A 24,734-nucleotide genomic window follows, 5' to 3' on the forward strand; every position below is an offset into this window, starting at 1 on the left:
GTGATGCTGGGTTCCAATGACCGCCAGCAGATGAAGGCGGGTGACGAGCGGCTCGAACCGCGCAGCGAAGGCTGGATGAAGGAATATACGCGACGCGCGACAGCCCTCGCGACAGCCGTGGAAAGCCGCGGCATTCCCGTGATCTGGGTCGGCATGCCGCCTTTCCGGCAGGCGTCGCTGACATCGGACATGCTGGCCTACAACGATGTTTTCAAGGCTGTATCTGCGACGGCAGAGGCCGACTATGTCGATATCTGGGACGGCTTCGTGGATGAAAACGGCGCCTTCGTCACGACCGGTCCAGACATGAACGGACAGCAGGCGCGGTTGCGCGGCAGCGATGGCATCAACCTCACCGCCGCCGGCAAGCGCAAGATCGCCTTTTATGCGGAAAAGCCTTTGCGTCGCGTGTTGGGAAGCGGCAGCGGCGATGCGATCGGCCTGATCGGTCCCGCTTATACGCCGGGTGCTGACCTCAGGCCCGGCGCCGAAGACAAGATCCGCATCGTGCGCACCGTACCGATCTCGCTGACCGACCCGGAACTCGATGGCGGCACGACCTTGCTTGGCGGCGACACCACACCATCAGCCGGCACGGCGGCAGACATCCAAATGCGTGAGCAGCGCGAAGCCGGCACCCAGACCGGCCGAGCCGATGACTTCGCCGGCAAGGCGGAAGCCGTGAAACCCGCTCCCGAAGGCACGGCCTCCATCACGCCGCTGGCAACTGAACCGGCTGCGCAGTAAAGTGGACTGCCGCGCCTAGCGCGGCAGCACCGATGCGCCCATCAGGTCCACATCAATGGAATGCGCAGCCTGGCGTCCCTCACGGATCGCCCATACCACCAAGGATTGTCCGCGCCGCACATCACCGGCCGCATAGAGCTTGTCGATGTTGGTGCGGTAGTTGCGATCGTTGGCAACGACATTCACCGAGCGGCGGCTGTCCTGGGACAGGGTCAGACGCTCGCCGAGATCGCTCAGCACGCCTCCACTGATGATCGGGCCGGCAAAGCCGATGGCAACGAAAGCGAGATCTGCGCGGATCAAGAACTCGGTGCCTGCGATCGGCTTGCGCCTGTCGTCGACTTCGCAGCACTTCACGCCGATCAGGTGACCGTCCTCGCCGACGAACTCCAGTGTCGCAACCTGAAACTCGCGCTGCGCGCCTTCAGCCTGCGACGACGACACGCGCATCTTGGTGGCCCAATAAGGCCAGACCGCCAGCTTGTCTTCGCGCTCCGGCGGCATGGGTCGGATGTCGAGCTGAGTCACACGCACCGCGCCCTGACGGAACGCAGTGCCGACGCAATCCGACGCCGTATCGCCGCCGCCAACCACGACGACATGCTTGCCGCCGGCAACGATCGGCTCCGATGCCCAGGCCGTCGAACCGATATCTTCGCCACCGACTCGCTTGTTCTGCTGCACGAGATACGGCATCGCATCATGCACGCCTGCGAACTCCGTACCCGGAATGCCGGCCGGGCGCGGGTTCTCAGAACCGCCGCAATAAAGCACCGCGTCATGCTCTTCGATCAGCGCATCCACGGTCTTGTCGACGCCGACATTGACGTTGCAGTGGAAGGTCACGCCCTCGCCCTGCATCTGCTCGACGCGGCGATCGATGGTGGTCTTTTCCATCTTGAAGTCGGGAATGCCGAAACGCAGCAGACCGCCGGGCTTAGACTCACGCTCGAACACATGCACATCATGCCCGGCACGCGCCAGCTGCTGTGCTGCCGCCAAACCAGCGGGTCCCGAGCCGATCACGGCAACCGACTTGCCGGTCTTTACTTCCGCCGGCTGTGGGCGGATCAGGCCCATCAGATAGGCCTTGTCGGCGATCGCCTGTTCCACCGTCTTGATAGCGACCGGCATGTCTTCGAGGTTCAGCGTGCAGGCTTCCTCGCAAGGCGCCGGGCAGATGCGGCCGGTCCATTCCGGGAAGTTGTTGGTGGAGTGCAGGTTGCGGATCGCGCCTTCCCAGTCACCACCATAAACCAGATCGTTCCAATCCGGGATCTGGTTGTGAACCGGGCAGCCCGTCGGCCCATGGCAATAAGGCACGCCGCAATCCATGCAGCGTGCGGCTTGTTTTTCGACTTCCCTATCCGACATCGGCAACGTGAATTCACGGAAGTGCCGAATACGATCAGAGGCCGGCTGGTACTTTGGCACCTGCCGGTCGATCTCGAGAAAGCCTGTAACCTTACCCATCGTCGTGTTCTCGTCAGTCGATCTGCCAGGCGCAGCAAAGGCCAGCAGATGGCTTGAAAGGAATTGTGAAGCAGCCAGCTTGCGGCGGATTACTCCGCCGCCACGCCTAAGCGCATGCGCTCCATCTCGATCAAAGCGCGGCGGTATTCGACCGGCATGACTTTCCGGAACATTGGCCGGTAGGTCGCCCAATCGTCGAGGATCGCCTTGGCGCGCGTCGAACCCGTGTAATGCGCATGGTTCGAGATCAGCTTCACCAGCCGCTCCTCGTCGTGGCGAGTCATGTCGCCGGACACGTCGACGCGGCCTTTATGCATGAGATCGCCGCCATGGTGGTGCAGCTTCTCGAGCATGTCGTCCTCTTCCGGAACCGGCTCGAGCTCGACCATCGCCATGTTGCAGCGCTCGGCAAAGTCGCCCGCTTCATCCAGCACATAAGCCACGCCGCCCGACATGCCGGCTGCGAAGTTGCGGCCGGTCTGGCCGATCACGACGACGAGACCACCGGTCATGTATTCGCAGCCATGGTCGCCCACGCCTTCGACAACCGCGATCGCGCCCGAATTGCGGACAGCAAAGCGTTCGCCAGCCACACCGCGGAAGTAGCACTCGCCTTCGGTTGCACCGTAAAGCACGGTGTTGCCGACAATGATCGAGTCTTCCGGCACGATGCGCGTGTCTTCCGGGGGACGGATGACGATCTTGCCGCCCGACAGCCCTTTGCCGACATAGTCGTTGCCGTCGCCGATGAGCTCGAAGGACACGCCGCGCGTCAGAAAGGCGCCGAAGCTCTGGCCGGCGGTGCCGGTCAGCTTCACCTGGATCGTGTCTTCCTTCAAACCGCGATGGCGGAAGCGCTTGGCGACTTCGCCCGACAGCATGGCGCCGGCCGACCGATCGACATTGTGGATGCTCTCCTCGATCACCACCGGCTGACGGCTTTCAAGTGCCGGCATCGCCTTTTCGATCAGGCGGCGATCAAGCACGTCGTCGATCGGATGAACCTGACGTTCGGTCCAGTAGGTCGCTTCCTTCGGCGCGTCTGGCTTGAAGAACATGTTGGTGAAGTCCAGACCCTTCGCCTTCCAATGCTCGATCAGTTCTTCCTTGGCGAGCAGTTCGGACTGGCCGATGATGTCGTCGATCTTGGTATAGCCCATCTCCGCCATGAGTTGCCGCACTTCTTCCGCCACATAGAAGAAGAAGTTGATGACATGCTCCGGCGTGCCCTTGAAGCGCTTGCGCAGGACCGGGTCCTGCGTCGCCACGCCGACCGGGCAGGTGTTGAGATGGCACTTGCGCATCATGATGCAGCCGGCCGCAATCAAAGGCGCGGTCGAGAAGCCGAACTCGTCGGCACCCAGAAGCGCGCCGATGATGACGTCGCGGCCGGTGCGCAGACCGCCATCGACCTGCAAGGCAATCCGCGAGCGCAGACCGTTTAGCACCAGGGTCTGATGCGTTTCGGCCAGGCCCATCTCCCAAGGGCTGCCGGCATGCTTGATCGAGGTGAGCGGTGAAGCGCCGGTGCCGCCATCAAAGCCGGAGATCGTGATATGATCGGCACGCGCCTTGGCGACACCGGCCGCAACCGTGCCGACGCCCACTTCCGACACCAGTTTCACCGACACATCCGCTGCCGGATTGACGTTCTTCAGGTCGTAGATGAGCTGCGCCAGATCCTCGATCGAATAGATGTCGTGATGCGGCGGCGGCGAAATCAGGCCGACACCCGGGGTCGAGTGACGGGTCTTGGCAATCGTCGCATCGACCTTGTGGCCGGGCAGCTGACCGCCCTCGCCGGGCTTGGCGCCCTGCGCGACCTTAATCTGCATCATGTCTGAATTGACGAGATATTCGGTCGTGACGCCGAAGCGGCCCGACGCAATCTGCTTGATGGCAGAGCGCTCCGGATTGGACGATCCGTCGAGCAACGGAAGATAGCGATCCGGCTCCTCGCCGCCCTCGCCCGTGTTCGACTTGCCGCCGATCGCGTTCATGGCGCGCGCCAGCGTCGAATGGGCTTCGCGGCTGATGGAGCCAAAGCTCATCGCGCCAGTGGAGAAACGCTTGACGATGTCCGCCGCTGGCTCGACCTCATCGATCGAAACGGCTGCGCGGCCGATATCCTCGGCCTTGCGGATCTTGAACAGGCCGCGAATGGTTTGCGCGCGCGCGGCATGGCTGTCGACCTGTTCGGAATACTCCTTGAAGGTCTCCCAGGAGTTCTTGCGCACGGCATGCTGCAACGTCGCCACCGCGTCCGGCGACCAGATGTGGCTCTCGCCGCGCATCCGGTACATATACTCGCCGCCGACTTCCAGCGCATTGCGCAGCACCGGATCGGAACCGAAGGCATCGGCATGGCGACGGATCGTTTCTTCCGCCACTTCCTCAAGCCCGACGCCCTCGATCAGGCTGGCTGTGCCCGCGAAATACTGGTGCACGAAGTCGCTGCGCAGGCCGATGGCGTCGAAGATCTGCGCGCCGCAATAGGACTGGTAGGTCGAGATGCCCATCTTGGACATGACCTTGAGCAGGCCCTTACCCACCGACTTGATGTAGCGATAAACGATCTCGCTCGCGTCCACCTCCGGCGGGAACTCGCCGCGCTTGTGCATGTCGGTAAGCGTGTCGAACGCCAGATACGGGTTGATCGCCTCCGCACCATAACCGGCCAAACAAGCGAAGTGATGCACTTCGCGCGGCTCGCCGGTTTCCAGCACGATGCCGACGGAAGTGCGCAGACCCTTGCGGATCAGGTGATGGTGAACCGCAGCCGTGGCGAGCAGCGCCGGGATGGCAATGCGATCCGGGCCGATCTGGCGGTCCGACAAAACGATGATGTTGTAACCACCGGCAACCGCTGCTTCCGCACGCTCGCACAAGCGCTCGACCGCACCCTTCATGCCGGCGGCCCCCTCCTGCACGGAGTAGGTGAAGTCGATTGTCTTGGTGTCGAAGCGGTCTTCCGTGTGGCCGATGGAACGGATCTTTTCGAGATCGCCATTGGTCAGGATCGGCTGACGCACTTCAAGCCGCTTGCGGCGCGAGGAGCCTTCCAGATCGAAGATGTTCGGCCGCGGTCCGATAAAGGACACCAAGCTCATCACCAGCTCTTCGCGGATCGGGTCGATCGGCGGATTGGTGACCTGCGCGAAGTTCTGCTTGAAATAGGTGTAAAGCAGCTTCGACTTGTCCGACATGGCCGAAATCGGCGTGTCGGTGCCCATCGAACCCACGGCTTCCTGACCGGTGGTCGCCATCGGCGCCATCAGGATCTTGGTGTCTTCTTGCGTATAGCCAAAGGCCTGCTGGCGATCGAGCAGCGACACGTCACGGCGAAGCGCGCGCGGCTCCACCGGCTTCAGGTCTTCGAGAATGAGCTGGGTGTTCGACAGCCACTGCTTGTAGGGGTTGGCGGTGGCAATCTCGGACTTCACGTCTTCGTCCGAAATGATCGCACCCTTTTCCAGGTCGATCAGCAGCATCTTGCCCGGCTGCAAACGCCACTTCTTGATGACCCGGCTTTCGTCCACCGGCAGCACGCCGGCTTCGGAGGCCAGAATGACGCGGTCATCGTCGGTCACGAGATAGCGTGCGGGACGCAAACCGTTGCGGTCGAGCGTCGCGCCGATCTGGCGGCCATCGGTGAAGCACACAGCCGCAGGGCCGTCCCACGGCTCCATCAGGGCTGCATGATATTCGTAGAACGCCTTGCGCTCGGGCGTCATCGACTTGTTGCCGGCCCAGGCTTCCGGGATCAGCATCATCATGGAATGCGCGAGGCTGTAGCCGCCCTGCGTCAGAAATTCGAGCGCGTTGTCGAAGCAGGCCGTATCCGACTGGCCCTCGTAGGAGATCGGCCAGAGCTTGGCGATGTCGTTGCCAAACAGCTCCGAATCGACGGACGCCTGGCGCGCTGCCATCCAGTTGACGTTGCCGCGCAGCGTGTTGATCTCGCCGTTATGCGCAACCATGCGATAGGGATGCGCCAGCTTCCAGGACGGGAAGGTGTTGGTGGAAAAGCGCTGATGAACGAGGATCAGCGCGCTTTCGAAGCGCGGATCGCTGAGATCCTTGTAATAAGCGCCGACCTGGTAGGCCAGGAACATGCCCTTGTAGACAATCGTGCGCGCCGACAGCGACACGATGTAAGCGCCCACGTCGCGATTGCCGTTTTCCTGGTAGATCCGGCCGGAAATGACCTTGCGCAGGATATAAAGTCGCCGCTCGTAGTCGTCGTCATCGGCAATTTCCGGCGCGCGGCCGATAAAGAACTGGCGATGCACAGGCTCGGACGCCGCGATGTCAGGCGCCTTGGACAGCGAAGAATTGTCCACCGGCACGTCGCGGAAGCCGATCAGCGGCTGACCTTCGGACTGCGCGGCTTCGCGGATGATGTCTTCGATATGCGACTGCACCTCGGCGTCGCGCGGCATGAAGATGTGGCCGACGGCATATTGACCGGACACAGGCAGTTCGATGCCCTGCGCTGCCATCTCCTCGCGGAAGAATCGGTCGGGGATCTGCACCAGCACTCCCGCGCCATCCCCCATCAGCGGATCGGCACCCACTGCGCCGCGATGCGTCAGGTTCTCCAGCATCTGCAGGCCGTCGAGCACGATCTGGTGCGACTTGACGTTCTTCATCTGCGCGATGAAGCCCACGCCGCAGGCATCGTGCTCGTTGCGAGGGTCGTACAGCCCTTGCGCTTTGGGCAGGCCGCCCGGCAGGGCGGCGGTTTTCGTGGCAGCAGTCCCGGCAAGGGTCTGCGTGACGCGAAGCGTGTCGTCCTTCATGGGTACTGCCTCCAGTTGAGTGATCCGGCCTGGATCACGAGCGCGCGGCGAGCCGGAACGGAAGGCAGAATGACCTCCGACCGGCAAGAGATGCAAGATCAAGATGAGACAGCATTGCTGTCCTATATTCGTATGGCAGATTACACCGACAGCCACAAGACCGAAACGTGACAAAATCGTCGCTGCAACGCAACAAGCGCAAAGGTGGCTTGGATCAGCCGCAATATTGTTGCTTAAGCTGCAGGCGTTCTTGAAAGGGTCTTTCGATTGCCAAGTAGCGCTTGCGTCCGCCCGTCCAAAGGGATCAAGGTCGCCGCGCTCACAGCAGAGCCCTCTTTTTATCCAAGACGTGACGGTATCCATGCATTTCGCTTCAGACAACTGGGCCGGCGCCCACCCCTCTATCGCTGAAAGCCTCGTTCGCCATGCCGGCGGCTTTGCACAGGCCTATGGCACGAGCGAACTCGATCGCCGCGTCGAACAGCGATTCGCCGAGATCTTCGAGCGCGAATGCGAGGTGTTCTTCGTTGGGACAGGCACGGCGGCGAACGCGCTGTCGCTGACCGCCTTCAACAAGGCCGGCGGCGTCGCCTTCTGTCATCGCGAAGCGCATGTGATCGAAGATGAATGCGGCGCGCCGGAGTTCTTTCTCGGCGGATCGCGCCTGCATGGCGTCGATGGTCCTGATGGCAAGATCACGCCGGAGAACCTGCAAAAGGCGATCGCCCGCTTCCCCGCAGGCTTCGTCCATAGCGGTCGCCCCATGGGCGTGACGATCACGCAGGCGACCGAGATCGGCACGGTTCATTCTCTTGATGAACTGGATGCGATCAGCGCCGTTTGCCGCGAACACGACTTGCCGCTCCACATGGACGGCGCGCGTTTCGCCAACGCACTCGTGTCGCTGGATGTGTCGCCCGCCGAAATGACATGGAAGCGCGGCGTCGACATGGTGTCGTTCGGCGGCACCAAGAATGGCTGCTGGTGCGCCGAAGCCATCATCATCTTCGGCGATCGGTTCACCGGCGAGCTGCCTTATATCCGCAAACGTGGCGCGCAGCTTTTCTCAAAGACGCGCTTCATCGCAGCGCAGTTCGAAGCCTATCTAGAAGATGATCTGTGGCTGAAGACGGCACGTCAGGCCAATGCCATGACGACCCGGCTGGCGCAGGTGTTCGAGCAGGCTCCGGGAGCGCGGCTTGCCTGGCAGCCCCAGGCCAACGAAATCTTCGCGATCCTGAACGACACCGCAGCCGAACGGTTACGGTCCGCTGGTGCGGTGTTCGCGCCGTGGAAGCTGCCGCGCGTCACCGATGCGGTGCTTGAACAGGACGAGCAGCTTTATCGCTTCGTCACCAGCTTCGCGAGCACCGACGACGATGTCGATCAGGTGCAGCGCCTTCTCACCAACGCCTAAAACAAAAGCGGCGCCCCTGAGGGCGCCGCTTGCAGTCCGCTACGACTAAGAAGATCAGGCAGCCTTGGCTTCGATCTGCTTCGAGCTGTTGGCAGCCGGAGCGATCTCGATCTTGCGAGGCTTCATCTCTTCCGGAACATTGCGCTTCAGATCAATGTGAAGCAAGCCGTTCTTGAGCGTCGCGCCGGTGACCTCGACATGGTCGGCCAGCTGGAAGCGACGCTCGAAGGTGCGCGAAGCAATGCCGCGATAGAGCAACTCGACGCCTTCTTCCTTGTCTGCTTCGTTGCGCTCGCCCTTCACCGTCAGCACGTTGCGGTGAGCCTCGATCGAGATCTCCTGATCCGAGAAGCCCGCAACTGCCATGGAGATGCGGTAAGCATCCTGGCCGGTGCGTTCGATGTTATAAGGGGGATAGCTGGTGCCGGCGTCCGGCTGGTTGACTTGGTCAAGCATGCCGAAGAGACGGTCGAAACCGACAGTGGAGCGGTAAAGCGGCGAAAAATCAAACTGACGCATGGGTCTGTTCTCCTGGTGAGCAACATGGTTTTTGCGTTTGACCGAACATGGAACCCAGTTGGCGTTCCGTCCTGTCAGCGGCCCCGATTTCGGCGACCGCAGGAGATAGGTGGTGAGGCCCGTTTGTCCTTTCAAGAGAATCTCTGATTCTGACGAGAACGATTTTTACCGCCCCCCCCGCATGCGCCATGAATGGAAAATGAACCATGCTTTCCGGCTCGGTTCAGGCGGCAGGCTCTAATGGTGCAACCACAATCCCGCAGATCGCGAACACCCCGTTCGCCTGAAAGCAGGACCGGGTTGCAACGTCCCTTCCTCCTGGTTCAGCAGGCCGGAAGCATCGCAAGGTGCTTTCGGCCTTTTTGCGTTCCCCCCGGAGAGAGGAAGGGCATCCGCCTAAATTCCACGCAAAAAAAAGCCGGATCGAAACGACCCGGCTGAGTTATTGGAGTGCCAATTAAGGCTGACCTCCAGAGGGGAACACTCTCGAGCGCTAATGGGAGGAGAACGCGCTCAGGAGATGACTGTGATATGAGCCATTCTTGCCTAATGTTCAAGCACCTCATTTTGCATCGCACCCATGCAGAAAGGCATTAGTGTTGCACTTCGCTATGCTACTGGGCAGAAGTCGGTGAACAAACAGGCATTTAGCCTTTGTTAAGAAATTGCTGACGAACGCCAGAAGCAGGGTGTGCCGTCTGAGCAAGCACGCTGTTCAATGCTGCATCGCACAATGAAGGGCGGTCAGACGCTGTTTTTGTTGAGATTAGATGGCCAGCAAGCAGGCCCTAGATCCAGCCAACGCGCTTAATAGGCCCAGCTGCGCGCCTTCGACAAAAGGAAATCGCGGAAGACGTGCAGCTTCACCTGCTGCTTCATGGCGTCCGGATACGCAAAGAAGGTGTCGTAGGTCGGCACTTCGGTATCCGTCATCAGCTGAACAAGGCCGGTTTCCTTGCCGACCATGTAGTCCGGCAGCATCGCAATGCCCGCCCCGCGCTGCACGGCGCGCTTGACCGATAGAATGTCGTTGATCTGGAGCGTCGCCGGACGCCGGATACCTTCCGGTTTCCCGGCCGTTTCCAGCCAATTGAGATGCGCGAGCTGGCTTGGCACCGGCTCGCCAAAGGTCACGATGCGATGCTTGTCGAGATCGTCGATGCTTTCCGGCATGCCATGCTTGGCGAGATAGGTCGGCGCGGCATAAAGATGAAAGTGCATGGTGAAGAGCCGGCGCTGGATCAGGTCAGGCTGTTGCGGCTGGCGTAAACGGATTGCGCAATCGGCGTGGCGAAGCGTCAGATCCAGCTCCTCATTGGCGAGAATGATCTGCAGCTGAATTTCCGGATAAAGATCCAGGAACTCCTGCACGCGCTCCGTCAGCCAGGCAGCGCCAAGGCCAACCGTGGTCGTGACACGCAGAACACCGGATGGCTTGTCTTTGGTTTCGGTCAGCTGGCTGCGGACATTTTCCAGCTTCATCAGCACGTCATGCGCCGTGCGGAACAGCAGCTCGCCCTGTTCGGTCATGACAAGACCGCGGGCGTGACGGTGAAACAGCGGGACGCCGACATCCTGTTCAAGCGCGCTGACCTGCCGGGAAATGGCCGACTGCGACAAGCGGAGCTTTTCCGCCGCATGGGTGAAGGATCCAGCCTCAGCCGCCGCGTGGAAAACCCGCAGCTTGTCCCAATCCAGTGCCATCAGTCCCCCTCGGCGTCACTCCGGACGCCGTATCAATCCTACTCCGCCGCCTCGCGGTGAACTTCCAGGCCGGCCAGATAGCGTTCGGCTTCCAGCGCGGCCATGCAGCCCATACCCGCGGCCGTCACGGCCTGGCGATAGATGTCGTCCGTGACGTCGCCAGCTGCGAACACACCCGGGATCGACGTTGCGGTCGAATCGGGCGCACTCCACAGATAGCCGTTCGGCTTCATCTTCAGCTTGCCTTGGAACAGTTCCGTGGCGGGAGCATGACCGATTGCGACGAACACACCGTCCACAGGCATCTCCTTCACCGCACCGGTGTGGGCATCCTTCAACCGAATGCCGTTCACCGAAGGCGGCAGCGGCTTCTTGGCGGGCTCGCCGACGATCTCGTCCACCACCGTGTTCCAGAGAACGGTGACATTATCCTTCGCCATCAGGCGCTCGCGCAGGATGCGCTCGGAGCGGAACTCGTTGCGGCGATGCACGACCGTAACGTGGCGCGCGAGGTTGGAGAGATACAGCGCTTCCTCGACCGCCGAGTTTCCACCGCCGACAACAACCACATCCTTGCCGCGGTAGAAGAAGCCATCGCAGGTCGCGCAGGCCGAAACGCCAAAGCCCATGAAGGCGGTTTCGCTGGGCAGGCCGAGCCACTTGGCCTGCGCGCCGGTCGCAATCACCAGGGCATCGCAGGTGTAGATCGTGCCGGAATCGCCGATCAGCCGGAACGGGCGAACATCGAGATCGACAGACGTAATGAGGTCGTTGACCATATCAGTGCCGACATGCTCCGCCTGCTTCATCATCTCGCCCATCAGCCAGGGGCCCTGTACCGGGTCGGCGAAGCCCGGATAATTCTCGACCTCGGTCGTGATCATGAGCTGGCCGCCCTGCTGCATGCCGGCAATCAGCATCGGCTTCAGCATGGCGCGGGCGGCATAGATTGCGGCCGTGTAGCCGGCCGGGCCCGAACCGATAATCGCAACGGGTGCGTGGCGCGTGGTCATGGAAAGCCTCTTGGTGGCCGCGCAGAACCCTCGCGGCCTTTCTCTATATATTGGGCGGAATGTAGGACTTTGCTGCTACTGCTTGCAAGGTAAGCCATACGCTATCCCAAGCTCATTCGCGCTCAAACGCCCGGGAAGCTAGGCGATGGCCGAACTTTGGTTTAAGCGATGGTAGCCGCATCCCGCGATTGTTCCTCCCTGTCAGAGCACATCCGAACCGCCATGACTTTGAAAGCCGATCTGGATGCCATCGACTGGAAGATCCTGCGCGAGTTGCAGGATGATGGCCGCATGACCAATGTCGAACTGTCGCGCCGCGTCGGCATATCGGCGCCGCCCTGCTTGCGACGCGTGAAGCGGCTGGAAGATCAGGGTATCATCCGGCAATATCGCGCACTGCTCGACAATGCCGCACTCGGCATGACGGTCGTGGCCTTCGCGCTGGTCGGCCTCAATCGCCAGTCCGATGGTGACCTCAAGGCCTTTTCCAAATTGGTAGAGGGCTGGCCGATCGTTCGGTCGGCCTGGATGGTGTCAGGCGAATCGGACTTCTTTCTCCACTGCGTCGCCGCCGATCTGGCAACGTTTCAGAGCTTCGTGATCGAGGTCCTGACTTCCGCCCCCAATGTCGACACGGTGCGCACCGCCCTCACCATCCGCCAGGTCAAGGACGAGGGCCGCGTGGCGATCGATCAAGCCATGCAAGGCTTCTAAACGAGCAGATCCCTGACGCGCTGGCGAAAGCCCGCATCAATCTCTTCGTAGCGCTTGCGGGCAGCCAAACCCAAGGCGCGCTTTTCCGCATCCGGCATCGCCATGATCCGCTCGATCGCAGCTTCGAATGCGGCGGGATCGACATAGAAATTCGTGCCGAGATGGCGCGGTTCGCTACGAAAGTAAGGCACAAGCACGCCGCACGTCGGATCGACATGCTCGTTCATCGGCGGCGCATCCGTCGTTAAAACCACAGCCCCGACGGAAAGCCCTTCAAGCAGATGATGGCCCCACCCTTCCGAGCGCGAGGGGCAAAGATGCACGCCGCATGCGTTCTGCAGCTGCTTGAGCGCCTCATCATCGAGATAGCCCGACATCAGCCGGACATTGGCGGGCACACCCGGCGCATTGTCGGCTTTCTGCACAAGCAAGAGTTCCGGCCATTCCGGATGCTTGCGCCAGAGCTCCAGCACGTCTTCCGTGCCCTTCAGCGTGCTGCCGCCGGCCAGATGAAAGAAGCGACCGAAGTCCTTCGGCACATCCGGCAACAGACGGTCAGGCGAGGAAAAGCCGAGATAGCTGGTCGGCACGCCGAGCGCATTGAACACCGCCTCGCCATGCCGCGTTTTCGCCAGCACTCGACTCACATGCCGCAACCGTCCGATCTGCCGGCGCGGAAAGCGCTCCTGATTGGGCACGACAAAGGTCTCGTCCGAGGCCGCGCCGAACCATCCGGGAAAGGCACGTTCCAGATGGACGATCCGGTTGGCGCGCTTGATGCGCAGCAAACGCTGCCACCAGCTGCGCTGCTTGATCGTGGCATAACCTGCCTGCCCACCGGCCTCTGCAATGGCTGCCTGCAGGATCTCGGCATCACGCGTCAGTCCGTAGCTGTTCGACTTGCCCAGGATCAGCGTGGAAGGCAGTGTGTCGCTCACGACGTCACACCCTGCCACAGCCGTTCGTAAACACCCTGAATCGCATCCGCCTCGCCTTCCAATGGGAAGGTCGCGTGTACATGGGCCAAGGCGGCTTGCCCATGAGCCTCCGCCAGCGCGGGATCGTCGAGATAGATCTGAATCGCGCTGAGCAAGGCGGCACCATCGCCAGCCGGAACCACGGCGCCGGTTTCACCCGGCATGATCATCTCGGCATAAGCGCCGGCATCGCTCGCCACCACCGCAGCACCCGAGGCCATCGCCTCCAGCGGCGTCAGGCCGAAACCTTCATTGCGCGAGGGCGCGACATACAGCGAGACGCGCTGATACCATGGCTTGATATCCGGCACTTCGCCAAGAAAGCGGATGCGCTCGCTTAAGGCTGCAGCGGCGATCTCAGCTTGCAGACCATCTGCAAAGGCGCGGTTATCGTCCGTTACCCTTCCCGTGATCACGGCGGTCCAACCCGGATAGCGCGGCAGCAACGCAATCATCGCGGCGACGAACAGGTCGGTGCCCTTCTGCTCGCGAACCCGCCCGAAGCAGCCGATCAAGCGCTGTTCGGCAAAACCCGCTTCCGCGACAGCTGCGCCTCGATCCGCTGCCGGCACGAAGCCCGAAAGATCAACCCCGTGCCGGATCACCGTATGCGGCACATGGAGAAAGCTGCCGGAACGCGCGCTGGTGGCGATCACCGCATCCATGCGGCGGATCAGCCATTTGGTGAAAGGCTTGTGGTCGCGCTGAGCAGCAGAGGTGAAAACGAGCTTCATCGGCGCGCGAAAGACATCGCGCATCACGATGCCGCCGATCATCTCGACATTGCGCCGAGCATGCCAGATGCGAAAGGCACGACCTTGCGGCCGCTTCAACAGGCCGAAGACCTGGCTCCATCGCATGCGCGGCACGAAATCCGGCAATCCCGCGCCCAGGCTTGCGATCGGAAACCGCTGCGCCTGCAGCGGCAGAAGCTGGATGATCGTGCTGGTGACGCCAGACAGCCGCTTCTTGAAATTGGGCGCAACAACAAGAAGGCGCGCGACATCAACGTCACGCGCCTTCTCCAAAGCGATATGCCTGGTGTCAGCCAAAGCGGACGTTGACGATCTCATAGCCGCGCGCGCCACCGGGCGCGTTCACCTCGATCGTGTCGCTGATCTTCTTGCCGATCAGCGCACGAGCGATCGGCGATGAAATGGAGATGCGGCCGAGCTTCACATCGGCTTCCTGGTCGCCGACGATCTGATAGGTCTTCTTTTCTTCCGTGTCCTCGTCCACGAGCTCCACGGTCGCGCCAAACTTCACGGTGTTGCCCGTCAGCTTGGACACATCGATGACCTCGGCGCGTGCGATCAGGTCTTCCAGCTCGTTCACGCGGCCTTCGTTCAGGCTCTGCGCTTCCTTGGCTGAGTGATATTCGGCATTTTCCGAAAGATCGCCATGCGCGCGGGCTTCCGAGATCGCCTCGATGATGCGCGGCCGCTCGTCCTGCTGGCGCCAGCGCAGCTCTTCCTTGAGCGCTTCGAAACCGCCCCCGGTCATCGGAACCTTGTTCATCTCCAAAACCCTCCATACTCCGTGCCTTGTGTGTCGACACGGTGCTCGAAGCCACAAATGAAAACGGCCCGATAGCAACATGGCTAGCGGACCCGCAAATAAGCGTTCTTAGGCCTAATATAACCATCCGTCTCAGGGATGCCACACACTATTTCTGCCGCGCGACAATCAGCCGGCTGTGACGGCTGGCGGTGCCGGGAGATCGCTGTGGCTCCTTTTCAGCGTCACGCGAATAGGCTAGCGCGGCGACCATGACCCGCGTTCAAGCCAATCTCATCCTTCTTCTTGCCGGTGCCATCTGGGGCATGGGCTTCGTTGCGCAGGCCACCGCCATGGAAACCATGGGGCCGCTGCTGTTCGTCGGGTCTCGCTTCTTCGTAGCAACGCTCTGCGTCATTCCCTTCGCCATCAGGGAAGCGCGCAAAGCGCCGGCGACACTGACGAACTCGCAATGGCTGGCCTTCGCCTGGGTCGGGCTGATGCTGTTCTCCACCATAACCGCGCAGCAATTCGGCCTGCTCACCACCAGCGTGACCAATTCCGGCTTTCTGACCGGCCTTTATGTGGTCATGACGCCGATTCTCGGCATCGTGCTATTCCGCCAGTTTCCGCATGTCATTGTCTGGCCCGCAGCCCTTTGCACGCTCTGCGGCATCTTCCTCCTGTCCGGCGGCACCCTGGCGGGTCTGACTACCGGCGATTGGCTGACGATCCTCGCAGCCTTCTTTGCGGCGCTGCAAGGCTTGTTCCTCGCCCGCAGCGCATCGCAAACAGGCCGGCCGATCACGCTTGCCGTGACCCAGTTTGCCGTTTGTGCCGTTCTTGGTCTGACCGCCGCCTTTGTTTTCGAACCTGTCAGCCTGGAAGCTCTGCGCGGCGCCGCGCTTGAAGTGCTTTATGCCGGCATGTTTTCAGGCGCCGTGGCGTTCACGCTCATGGCCATCGGCCTGCGCTACACGACCGCCTCGCAGGCTGCGATCTTCCTGTCGTCGGAAGCGGTGTTTGCGGCCCTGTTCGGCGCGATCTTCCTGGGCGAGCGTCTGCCTTCGGCGGGCTTCGCGGGATGCGCTCTGATTCTCATCTCGATGCTTGCCGTGGAGATCGTGCCTGCGCTACGGGCGCGAAGGGCCGCACGCCTCAGCCCTTGAAGATCAGCGCAGCACCTCCGGCAATGAGTGCAAATCCCAGCACGTGGTTCAGCGTCAGCGCTTCCTTCAGGTAGAACACCGAGAACACCGCGAACACGACCAGCGTGATGACCTCCTGGATCGTCTTCAACTCGGCAGCGGAGTAAACCGCGCTGCCGATGCGGTTGGCAGGCACGGCCAGCCAATATTCGAAAAAGGCGATGCCCCAGCTGACGAGCACAACGGTCCACAGCGCCGCGCCCTTGAACTTGAGGTGGCCGTACCAGGCGAATGTCATGAAGACGTTGGACGCGACGAGCATCAGGATCGGAAGAAGGCGCGGGGCGAGCAGTTCGGACATAGGTGGCTCCAGAAGATGGTTGTGGCATCTCTGCCGCAACCTTGCTTCTGCCGTCCAAACGTCAAGGCGTCCCCGTTGCCGCCACAGTCCGATGCTCCATCTAGGTGCGATGACCTCATCCTTGCGGACCAGTGTTTGCGCTGCCCTGATGCTCGGCGGCGTTATTGTAGCCCTGCCCGGCTTCGGTTTGGCGCAGTCCCAAGACGCGGCACCCGCCCTGCCGCAGACCATGCCTGCTCCGAAAGCCAACCCGGAGGATGAGCCGGCACCGGACGAGAAGGCCGGCGACCAGCCTGCCTCGAACGAGGGCGAACAGCAGCAGGAACTCCCGGCAAGCCCACCCAAGCCGCAAGCCAATCCTGAAGAACCATCTGCGCCGAAAGAAGCACAGGAGGTCCCCGGCGAACCTCGGTCAGACGAAGAACCGGAACAGCCGCAAGCGCTGCCGGTAGCGCCACCCGAGCCGGAAACCCGTCCGGCCGATGCGCCGAAGACGGAAAAGCCCGACGATACCGCCAAGAAGGAAGAAGATGCCCCGGCGCAAAAGCGTGCAGACGGGCCGCGTCCGGAACAGGGACCGCCTTTGCCGAACTCGCTTGTCGGGACAAAGCCCGAGACCGAACTCACCTGCCGCGCGGAACTGAAGACGCTCGGCGTGGTGTTCGAGGATCGCGGTCCCGAGAGTGGTGAGGACGGCTGTTCGATGCCCTATCCCGTCTCGATCTCCAACTTCGGCGGCGGCATCAAGGTCGAGCCTTCTGTCGTAGCGAATTGCTCGGTTTCTCTGACCATGGCCAAGTTCCTGCAGACCAAGGTCAAGGAAGCCGCGCAGAAGCATCTGAAGACGGACATCACCGCCATGGCGAACGGATCAGGCTATGTGTGCCGGCCACGGCACGGCACCCAGAAATTGTCCGAACATGCCCTCGGAAACGCCATCGACATCATGAGTTTCACCTTGGCGGACGGCCGCTCGGTGGTGGTCGAGAAAACCACCGACAAGGCTGAAGCCGATTTCCTGGCCGAAGTGCGTGCCGCCGCCTGCGGACCCTTCACCACCGTGCTGGGACCGGGATCGGACTCCGATCACGCCAACCATTTCCATCTCGATCTGGCCGACCGGCGGCCCGGCGTGACCTTCTGCCAATAAGCAACATTGATTCAAAGTTTCATCATGGTGAATCAAAGGTTGCGGACCACCCGCTAAGTCCTTGTTCTGGCTAAGCTCGCCTCATTGTCGACACAGGCCTGAAGATCCGGCCTGAGGCTTCCTTTACCCTTGCATCCTAGTCTCGGACGTTTCCTTCAAGGGAACTCCGATGCTGTCCCGTCCCCTTTCCCGCTCGCGCGCTTCGACCATCGCCCGCCACGCAACACTGCTTACGGCAGCACTCGCGCTGCTCGGCCTGTCGGCATGCGGCAACCGCGGCGAGACAAGCCGCTCCAGCAGCAGAACAACCGGCATGCAGCGTCTGGTCCCATCCAACCCGATGATGGTCGGCTATCCCCGCATGAGCTTGCCGATGTCGAGCGCCGGCACGGCCAGCATGCCTGCGGAGGAAGTTGCGTGCCGACGCGCGCTGAAGCGCATGGGCGTGGCCTACCAGGATCTCCAACCCATCAATGATGGCGGCTCCTGCCGCATCGACTACCCGGTCAAGCTGATGGGCTTTTCCGGCAATATCGAGATGAAGCCTGCAGCCACGCTGACTTGCGACATGGCGCTGGCTTTCGCGACCTGGACCAAGGACGAGCTCGCGCCGAACGCACGTTCTCGCTATTGGTCGGGCGTGAAGACCATCCACCAGGGTTCAAGCTATTCCTGCCGCCGCATTGCAGGCACGACGGTTGCGTCCGAGCACTCCAAGGGCAACGCGCTCGATGTCATGCGCATTGAGTTGAAGAACGGCCGCGACATCAAGGTGCAGAAGCAGGGCCTGTTCGCTTTCCGCGCCCGCGGTCTCCTCAACACGGTGCGTGCCGACGGCTGCTCCTATTTCACAACCGTACTCGGCCCCGGCTACAATGCCGATCATGCAGACCACTTCCACTTCGACATCAAGGAGCGCCGGAACGGCTACCGTGCCTGCCGTTGAGACGCTGTGGAAGATCGGAAACCATCCACCATCCCAGAAGTTCTTGCAGGATTCCCACTTCGCATCGCAGCAGGTGTGATGGTAAGGAACCTGCATGGTCTACATTGAAGTTCTGATTGTCTTCGTTCTCGTTGTCGTCAACGGCTTGCTCGCCATGTCGGAGCTGGCCGTAGTTTCCTCCCGGCCAGCGCGGCTCAAGACCATGGCGGATCGTGGCTCCAGCGGTGCTGCACGCGCGCTGAAGCTCGCAGCCGATCCTGGTCGCTTCCTGTCCACCGTCCAGATCGGCATCACCCTCGTGGGTGTTCTGTCCGGCGCCTTTTCGGGCGCAACGTTGGGCCAGCGCCTCACCGGCGTGCTGATCGAGGCCGGCATGCCCAACGGCATTGCCGACGCGGTCGGTGTTGGTGTCGTAGTTGCCTTGATCACATACGGATCTCTCATTATCGGCGAGTTGGTTCCGAAGCAGATCGCCTTGCGCAACCCGGAAGGCGTTGCTGCTCGCGTAGCTCCCAGCATGGCCGTCCTCGCGTTAGTCGGCGCCCCGATCGTCTGGTTCCTCGATATTTCCGGCAAGGCCGTCTTGAGCCTGCTCGGCCAAAAGGCTGAGTCGGAAGACAAGGTCACCGACGAGGAGATCAAGACGATCATCGCGGAAGCCGAAGGCGCGGGCGTGATCGAAACGGATGAGCGAGCCATGATCGCCGGCGTCATGCGCCTGGCCGACCGCACCGTGCGCGGCATCATGACCCCACGCACGGATGTCGACTGGATCAATGTTCAGTCAGACCAGCAAACCATCCGCGATGCTCTGGTCGGGACCTCGCATTCGCGCTTGCCTGCCGGAGATAACAGCGTCGATGATATGATCGGCGTAATCCAGACCAGAGAATTGCTGGCCGCGATCCTCAACGGCCAACCTCTGGACATCAAGAGCTTTGTGCGTCAGGCGCCGATCGTGCATGACAATGCCGATGCCTTAGCCGTCATTACGATGCTTCGTGAAGCCGATGTGCCGATGGCACTGGTGCATGACGAATACGGCCATTTCGAAGGCGTCGTCACACCCGCCGACATCCTTGAAGCCATTACGGGCATGTTCAAGTCCGATGATGACGAAGGCCCGAGCGTCATGCAGCGCGAAGACGGCTCTTGGCTGATCGCCGGCTACATGCCCGCCGACGAAATGGCCGACAAGCTCGGCATCATCCTGCCGGAAAACCGCGACTACGAAACGGTCGCCGGCTTCATCCTGGCGCAGCTGTCCCATCTTCCCGCCACTGGCGAAACCTTGGAAGCCTTGGGCTGGCGCTTTGAGGTCGTGGATCTCGACGGCCGTCGCATCGACAAGATCATTGCGTCGAAAGCGGTCGAGACCCACAGGGTCACCCCAGTCTAGGGAACAGAAAAGAGGCCGCCGAAGCGGCCTTTTTTATTCCTCGTGGTCGCGACCTTCCGAAGCGGCTTCGGTCGCTGCCGTGTCGGCGTCGCGGGCAGCCTTCAGCGCCTTCACATACCAGGTAAACTGGGCGATCAGGTCCTGACCGGCTTGCTGTAAATGCGGGAAGTCCGAGATGGACTTGCCTTCGTTGACGATCGCCAGATACTCGCCGAACATGATGTGAACGGCATTGCGGATCGGCACCATCTGATCTTCGATGGCATTGAGGCGCAGCTGCTCGATCGCGCGCGCACCGCCGACGCCGCCGTAGCCGACATAGGCTGCGACCTTCTTGTTCCACTGCGGATAAGCGTAGTCGATCGCGTTCTTCAGAGCGGCCGTGGGTCCGCGCGTATATTCGGCCGCGGTGAAGATGAAGCCGTCCTGCTCGTCGAGCTTCTTCTGCCAGCGCAGGGCAACTTCGCTGCTGACGGTGCCATAGGCCGGCGAAACCGCCTCGTCGAAGATCGGGAGCGGGTAATCCTTGAGGTCGATGATCTCGACATCCAGTTCGCCGCTGGCACGCGCCAGTTCGGCAATCCACTGAGCGGGGCGTTCTGCAAAACGGTTGGCACGAATGCTGCCGACGATGACGCCGATTTTAGGCTTGGACATAGCTGAAAATCCTCTTGTGCCGGGCAAAGCGCCCGCTAATAGGCCAAATGATCTGGTATCAAACAGATACCGGGGCTATATACGAAACCGCCTTCACGCCGCACAAGAAGGCACTTTTTCGATACCGCGGTCACCTCCAAGTAACTGGATCAAGCCTCATGCCACCCATCATTCACGGAAGCAGCGAAGCGTGTCAGGCGGTCAACAGCATCCTCAGCCGCGTTGGCGACAAGTGGACGGTGCTTGTGGTGGAACTGCTCGGCCAAGGTCCGCTGCGCTTCAACGAGCTGCGGCGTTTGATCGGCGGCATTTCGCAGAAGATGCTGACCACGACCCTGCGCGGGCTCGAGCGCGACGGCTTCGTCACCCGCACGGTGTTCCCCACAATCCCGCCGCGTGTCGATTACGAGCTGACCGATCTCGGGCGCGACCTGCTGGTGCCGGTCCATGCGCTTGGCGAATGGGCACGACTGAACACCGGCCGCGTTGCGAAAGCACGCGTCAGTTTCGACCTGAAGCAGAAAGATGAAGCGGCCTAGCCTTCGGCCGGCACCGGCGTCGGCTTGCCGTCCTTGTCCATCGCCACCATGACGATCTCGGCATGAGTGACGCGTTCGCGCAGGTCGCTCAGATAGCGTTTTGCCCAGGCTTCCACATACAGCGTAATCGATGTCCGGCCGATCTTCAGAATTTCGGTGCTGATCTCGAGCGTGTCGCCGATCTTGACCGGCTTCGCAAAAGCCATTTCCTTCACGGCAGCGGTCACGACGCGGCCTTTCGCACGCTCCGCCGCCCGCATTCCGCTGGCGAGATCCATCTGCGCCATCACCCAACCGCCAAAGATATCGCCGGCCGCATTGGCATCGCCGGGCATGGCAAGGGTGCGCAGCGTTAGCTGCCCGCGGGGCTGATCCGACATCGTGAACTCCTGAGCTCTGTTCTTCTGGCCTAGACAGTCCCGGCGACAGAGGCAACGCAAGCCAGGCGTCCCGTCGCTTTTTTCACAAGCGATGCCGGAGCATCGCGTAACGAGCAGGCCGGATGCTGGCTAGGCTGCGGCTTCCTTTCACGCGCCGGCCATCCATGCAGACTTACGATTTCATCATTGTCGGCTCCGGTTCGGCCGGTTCCGTCGTGGCCGAGAAGCTGTCCGCCAGCGGCCGTTTTTCCGTGCTGGTGCTGGAAGCCGGCGGCACGGATCGCCGCTTCTACGTCCAGATGCCGCTGGGGTACGGCAAGACCTTCTACGATCCGGCAGTCAACTGGAACTACCGCACCGAGCCCGATCCGGGCTTGGCCGGCAATGTCGACCACTGGCCGCGCGGCAAGCTGTTGGGCGGGTCGAGTTCGATCAACGCGATGGTGTGGATCCGCGGTGCGCGAGAGGACTACGACGACTGGGCGGCGGCCGGGAATCCGGGCTGGAGCTATGACGATCTTTTGCCGACCTTCAAGGCGATCGAGGACAATCAGGCGGGCGCAGACGAATGGCGCGGGCGCGGCGGGCCGGTGCATGTCACGGACAATACCGGCTTCGTGCACCCCCTCACCCACCGCTTCCTCAAGGCAGGTCAAGAGCTTGGTTTGCCCCAAAATTCCGACTTCAACGGCGCGCATCAGGAAGGCGTCGGCATCTACCAGCTGACCACCCGCAACGGCCGCCGCATGTCGGCGGCGCGCGCCTTTCTCTGGCCGGCGATGAGGCGGCGGAATGTGCGGGTGGAGACCGGCGCGCATGTTACGCGCATCCTGTTCCAGGGCAGACAGGCCGTAGGGGTCGAGTACCGGCAGAACGGGCAGTTGAAGACCGCACGAGCGGGACGCGAGGTGATCCTGTCGGGCGGGTCGATCAACACGCCGCAGCTGCTGCAGTTGTCAGGGGTTGGTCGGGCTAAGCTCCTGCAAAGCCTTGCTATTCCGGTTCTGATCGACAATCCCCATGTCGGCGCCAACCTGCAGGATCATTTGGGCATCAACTACACCTGGCGGGCCAAGCAGAAGACGCTGAACCAGATCCTGCGGCCTTGGTGGGGAAAGGCGCTGGTGGGGAGCCAGTATCTGCTTCTGCGACGAGGGCCGCTGTCGATGAGCATGAACCAGGGCGGCGGCTTTTTCCGCACCGATCCCGACCATACCAGACCGAACATGCAGCTGTATTTCCAAGCTTTTTCAACCGTTCTGCCGAAGCCTGGAGAACGGCCGATCCTGTCGCCCGATCCCTGGCCCGGCTTTTCCATCGGCCTGTCCAATTGCCGCCCGTCGAGCCGCGGCGAGATCATGATCCGCTCCGCAAATCCCTTCGAACAACCACGCATTACCCCCAATGCCTACTCCACCGAACATGACGTGGCGGAGATGCTGGATGCGGTGAAGTTCCTGCGCAAGCTGGCGGCGACTTCCGCCTTTGCAGATGTCATTTCTGAAGAAGTGCTGCCGGGTCCTTCGATAAGCGATGACGATGCCCTGATCGACGACTTCAGACGCCGGTCGGGCACCGTTTACCACCCTGTTTCAACCTGCCGAATGGGAAAAAACGGGAGAAATTCCGTCGTGGATCCCCGTTTATCGGTTCACGACACCGGAAATTTGCGGGTCATCGACGCCTCGATCTTCCCCTCCAACATCACCGGCAACACCAATGCGGCAGCTATTCTGACAGGCTGGAAGGGTGCTGAAATGGTACTTGAGGATCATCGCTAGGAGACGCTCATGAAGATCACCGATGTGAAAACCTGGGTCGTCGGCAATCCGCCGCCGGGGATTGGCGGACGCTATTTCATCTTCGTCCGGCTCACCACGGATGGCGGGGTGCATGGCTATGGCGAGGCCTATTCGGCGAGCTTCGATCCGCATCTGACGGCCAGGATGATCGAGGATCTGGCTGTCAGGTTTTTCGTCGGGCACGATCCACATGACATCGAAGTGTTCTTCCGACGCTCTTATTCTGTCGGCTTCTCGCAGCGGCCGGACCTGACGGTCATGGCCTGCTTTTCAGCGCTGGAGATTGCCTGCTGGGACATCATCGGCAAGGAGGCTGGCAAGCCGATCTACACGCTGCTCGGTGGCCGGGTGCACGAGACGCTTCGGTCCTACACCTATCTCTATCCGCAAAAAGGCTCGGTGCATACGAATGGCGGCGAGAGCGAGGGGCGCAACGTCTTCAACGATCCTGACCTCGCGGCGGAATGCGCGGTCGCCTATGTCGCACAAGGTTTTGACGCGCTGAAGCTCGATCCGGCCGGGCCGTATACGGTGCATGACGGCCACCAGCCGCGGCTGGCAGATATCGATCTGTCGACGCGGATGATGAAGGCGATCCGTGAAGCGGTCGGCGGCAAGGCGGATATTCTGTTCGGCACGCATGGGCAGTTTACGGCATCCGGTGCGCTGCGGATGGCGCGGGCGATCGAGCCTTATGATCCGCTGTGGTTCGAGGAGCCCTGCCCGCCCGACATGCCGGAAGTCATGGCGCAGATTGCGCGTGGTACGTCGATCCCAGTGGCAGCGGGCGAGCGGCTGACGACACGGTTCGACTTTGCGCGGGTGATCGAGCAGAGGGCGGCCAGCATCCTGCAGCCCAATCTCGGCCGCTCTGGCGGCATACTGGAAACCAAGAAGATCGCGGCGATGGCGGAAGCCTGGCATATCCAGATCGCGCCGCATTGTTATTGCGGGCCGATCGTCGGCGCAGCGAACATTCAGCTGGCGGTGACGCTGCCGAACTTCCTCATTCTGGAATCCCTCAAGCAATGGGACGGCTTCCACGCCACCCTGCTCAAGCGCAAGATCGAATGGCAGAACGGCCATGTCATCCCGTCAGGAGAGCCGGGCCTGGGCGTCGAACTGGACGAGACCGTCTGCGAGGCGCATCCATGGGCCGGAAGCGGTCTGCATCTTGAAATGAAGCAGCAGCCGCTGTCCCGCTAGCTTGCGGTGGCTGGCTGCATCGCGGCAACCAGATCCCGCACCGTTTCCTGCAACAAGCGCCGGCCACCCGGCTGCCAGCCGAGGGCCTGGAGGCGAGCGCTGGACATGACGTTGAAGGCGGAAGTGTCGGCGGCGGGTGGCAGGGGATGGGCCATGCCCGACATGCCGGTGGCTTCCTGTGCAATCGCCAGAATGTCGCTTCGGTCGACCATCAGGTCGGACACGTTGAAGACTCTGCCTGATACGGCATCAGGCGCGGCCTCCAGAAGAAGCTCGACCGCGC

Annotated in this window: 20 protein-coding genes and 2 pseudogenes; 10 read left to right on the forward strand and 12 right to left on the reverse strand. The window is 61.7% G+C overall.

All coding sequences use genetic code 11. The features are described 5' to 3' along the window. A pseudogene (locus tag RTX98_RS12255) lies at nt 1–747 on the forward strand (DUF459 domain-containing protein); the annotation flags it as partial. 15 nt (nt 748–762) lie between these two features. Here the strand turns inward: RTX98_RS12255 and RTX98_RS12260 are convergent. Next, complete coding sequence (locus RTX98_RS12260; protein ID WP_312796879.1) at nt 763–2,220, reverse strand: glutamate synthase subunit beta; 1,458 nt, start codon at nt 2,218–2,220, stop codon at nt 763–765. A gap of 89 nt (nt 2,221–2,309) precedes the next feature. Continuing rightward, entirely contained in the window at nt 2,310–7,022 is a 4,713-nt protein-coding gene (gene gltB, locus RTX98_RS12265) for a glutamate synthase large subunit (protein ID WP_312796880.1), read from the reverse strand. Nucleotides 7,023–7,383: 361 nt separating this feature from the next. Between gltB and RTX98_RS12270 the strand changes: the two genes are divergently transcribed. Further along, nucleotides 7,384–8,439, forward strand: a complete 1,056-nt coding sequence (locus tag RTX98_RS12270) for a low specificity L-threonine aldolase (protein ID WP_312796882.1) — start codon at nt 7,384–7,386, stop codon at nt 8,437–8,439. A gap of 54 nt (nt 8,440–8,493) precedes the next feature. Here RTX98_RS12270 and RTX98_RS12275 read toward each other — a convergent pair whose 3' ends face one another. The 3 genes from RTX98_RS12275 to trxB all read right to left on the reverse strand — a co-directional run bounded on the left by RTX98_RS12275 (nt 8,494) and on the right by trxB (nt 11,675). Beyond that, nucleotides 8,494–8,958, reverse strand: a complete 465-nt coding sequence (locus RTX98_RS12275; protein ID WP_312796884.1) for an Hsp20 family protein — start codon at nt 8,956–8,958, stop codon at nt 8,494–8,496. A gap of 807 nt (nt 8,959–9,765) precedes the next feature. Next, the gene (locus RTX98_RS12280; protein ID WP_189502802.1) at nt 9,766–10,662 is read right to left on the reverse strand and encodes a LysR family transcriptional regulator; all 897 of its coding nucleotides are present in this window, start codon (nt 10,660–10,662) and stop codon (nt 9,766–9,768) included. A 38-nt stretch (nt 10,663–10,700) separates the two neighbouring features. Continuing rightward, a complete protein-coding gene (gene trxB, locus RTX98_RS12285; protein ID WP_312796885.1) occupies nt 10,701–11,675 on the reverse strand; it encodes a thioredoxin-disulfide reductase in 975 nt (324 codons plus the stop codon). A gap of 222 nt (nt 11,676–11,897) precedes the next feature. On the opposite strand from trxB, the gene RTX98_RS12290 reads away from it, so the two are divergent. Further along, the gene (locus tag RTX98_RS12290; protein WP_189502804.1) at nt 11,898–12,389 is read left to right on the forward strand and encodes an Lrp/AsnC family transcriptional regulator; all 492 of its coding nucleotides are present in this window, start codon (nt 11,898–11,900) and stop codon (nt 12,387–12,389) included. Here the strand turns inward: RTX98_RS12290 and RTX98_RS12295 are convergent. The 3 genes from RTX98_RS12295 to greA are packed head-to-tail and all read right to left on the reverse strand — an operon-like array spanning nt 12,386 to nt 14,884. Further along, nucleotides 12,386–13,327, reverse strand: a complete 942-nt coding sequence (locus tag RTX98_RS12295; RefSeq protein WP_312796887.1) for a glycosyltransferase — start codon at nt 13,325–13,327, stop codon at nt 12,386–12,388. The genes RTX98_RS12290 and RTX98_RS12295 overlap by 4 nt on opposite strands. Next, complete coding sequence (locus RTX98_RS12300; RefSeq protein WP_312796888.1) at nt 13,324–14,439, reverse strand: glycosyltransferase family 4 protein; 1,116 nt, start codon at nt 14,437–14,439, stop codon at nt 13,324–13,326. The genes RTX98_RS12295 and RTX98_RS12300 overlap by 4 nt, the downstream gene beginning before the upstream one ends. Then, complete coding sequence (gene greA / locus RTX98_RS12305) at nt 14,411–14,884, reverse strand: transcription elongation factor GreA (RefSeq protein ID WP_189502806.1); 474 nt, start codon at nt 14,882–14,884, stop codon at nt 14,411–14,413. The genes RTX98_RS12300 and greA overlap by 29 nt, the downstream gene beginning before the upstream one ends. 251 nt (nt 14,885–15,135) lie before the next feature. On the opposite strand from greA, the gene RTX98_RS12310 reads away from it, so the two are divergent. Continuing rightward, nucleotides 15,136–16,032, forward strand: coding sequence for a DMT family transporter (locus RTX98_RS12310; protein ID WP_312796892.1), 897 nt, complete (start codon nt 15,136–15,138; stop codon nt 16,030–16,032). On the opposite strand, the gene RTX98_RS12315 is transcribed toward RTX98_RS12310, so the two are convergent. Continuing rightward, nucleotides 16,022–16,372: a DMT family protein gene (locus RTX98_RS12315; protein ID WP_189502808.1), complete on the reverse strand. Its 351-nt coding sequence runs from the start codon at nt 16,370–16,372 to the stop codon at nt 16,022–16,024. The two genes, RTX98_RS12310 and RTX98_RS12315, sit on opposite strands and share 11 nt — an antisense overlap. A 121-nt stretch (nt 16,373–16,493) precedes the next feature. Here RTX98_RS12315 and RTX98_RS12320 point away from each other — a divergent pair, with 121 nt between their 5' ends. From RTX98_RS12320 to RTX98_RS12330, 3 genes are all read left to right on the forward strand, one after another. Then, nucleotides 16,494–17,522, forward strand: a complete 1,029-nt coding sequence (locus tag RTX98_RS12320) for an extensin family protein (protein ID WP_312796893.1) — start codon at nt 16,494–16,496, stop codon at nt 17,520–17,522. Between the two features lie 169 nt (nt 17,523–17,691). Further along, a complete protein-coding gene (locus tag RTX98_RS12325) occupies nt 17,692–18,468 on the forward strand; it encodes an extensin family protein (protein WP_312796894.1) in 777 nt (258 codons plus the stop codon). Between the two features lie 94 nt (nt 18,469–18,562). Continuing rightward, nucleotides 18,563–19,867 (forward strand): hemolysin family protein, encoded by a 1,305-nt coding sequence (locus RTX98_RS12330; protein WP_312796895.1) that lies wholly within the window; start codon nt 18,563–18,565, stop codon nt 19,865–19,867. Nucleotides 19,868–19,900: 33 nt separating this feature from the next. Here the strand turns inward: RTX98_RS12330 and RTX98_RS12335 are convergent, their stop codons facing one another. Then, nucleotides 19,901–20,524, reverse strand: a complete 624-nt coding sequence (locus tag RTX98_RS12335) for an NAD(P)H-dependent oxidoreductase (RefSeq protein WP_312796897.1) — start codon at nt 20,522–20,524, stop codon at nt 19,901–19,903. Nucleotides 20,525–20,682: 158 nt separating this feature from the next. Here RTX98_RS12335 and RTX98_RS12340 point away from each other — a divergent pair, with 158 nt between their 5' ends. Further along, entirely contained in the window at nt 20,683–21,063 is a 381-nt protein-coding gene (locus RTX98_RS12340; protein ID WP_189502813.1) for a winged helix-turn-helix transcriptional regulator, read from the forward strand. Here the strand turns inward: RTX98_RS12340 and RTX98_RS12345 are convergent. Further along, the gene (locus RTX98_RS12345) at nt 21,060–21,443 is read right to left on the reverse strand and encodes an acyl-CoA thioesterase (protein ID WP_189502814.1); all 384 of its coding nucleotides are present in this window, start codon (nt 21,441–21,443) and stop codon (nt 21,060–21,062) included. The genes RTX98_RS12340 and RTX98_RS12345 overlap by 4 nt on opposite strands. Nucleotides 21,444–21,607: 164 nt before the next feature. Here RTX98_RS12345 and RTX98_RS12350 point away from each other — a divergent pair, with 164 nt between their 5' ends. Both RTX98_RS12350 and RTX98_RS12355 read left to right on the forward strand, forming a co-directional pair. Beyond that, entirely contained in the window at nt 21,608–23,224 is a 1,617-nt protein-coding gene (locus RTX98_RS12350) for a GMC family oxidoreductase (protein WP_312796902.1), read from the forward strand. A 9-nt stretch (nt 23,225–23,233) separates the two neighbouring features. After that, a complete protein-coding gene (locus RTX98_RS12355; RefSeq protein WP_312796904.1) occupies nt 23,234–24,451 on the forward strand; it encodes a mandelate racemase/muconate lactonizing enzyme family protein in 1,218 nt (405 codons plus the stop codon). On the opposite strand, the pseudogene RTX98_RS12360 reads toward RTX98_RS12355, so the two are convergent. Further along, nucleotides 24,448–24,734 (reverse strand): annotated as a pseudogene (locus tag RTX98_RS12360) (UDP-glucose 4-epimerase); the annotation flags it as partial. The gene RTX98_RS12355 and the pseudogene RTX98_RS12360 overlap by 4 nt on opposite strands.

The sequence above is a fragment of the Tianweitania sp. genome (genome assembly GCF_032053605.1).
Lineage (GTDB): Bacteria > Pseudomonadota > Alphaproteobacteria > Rhizobiales > Rhizobiaceae > Tianweitania.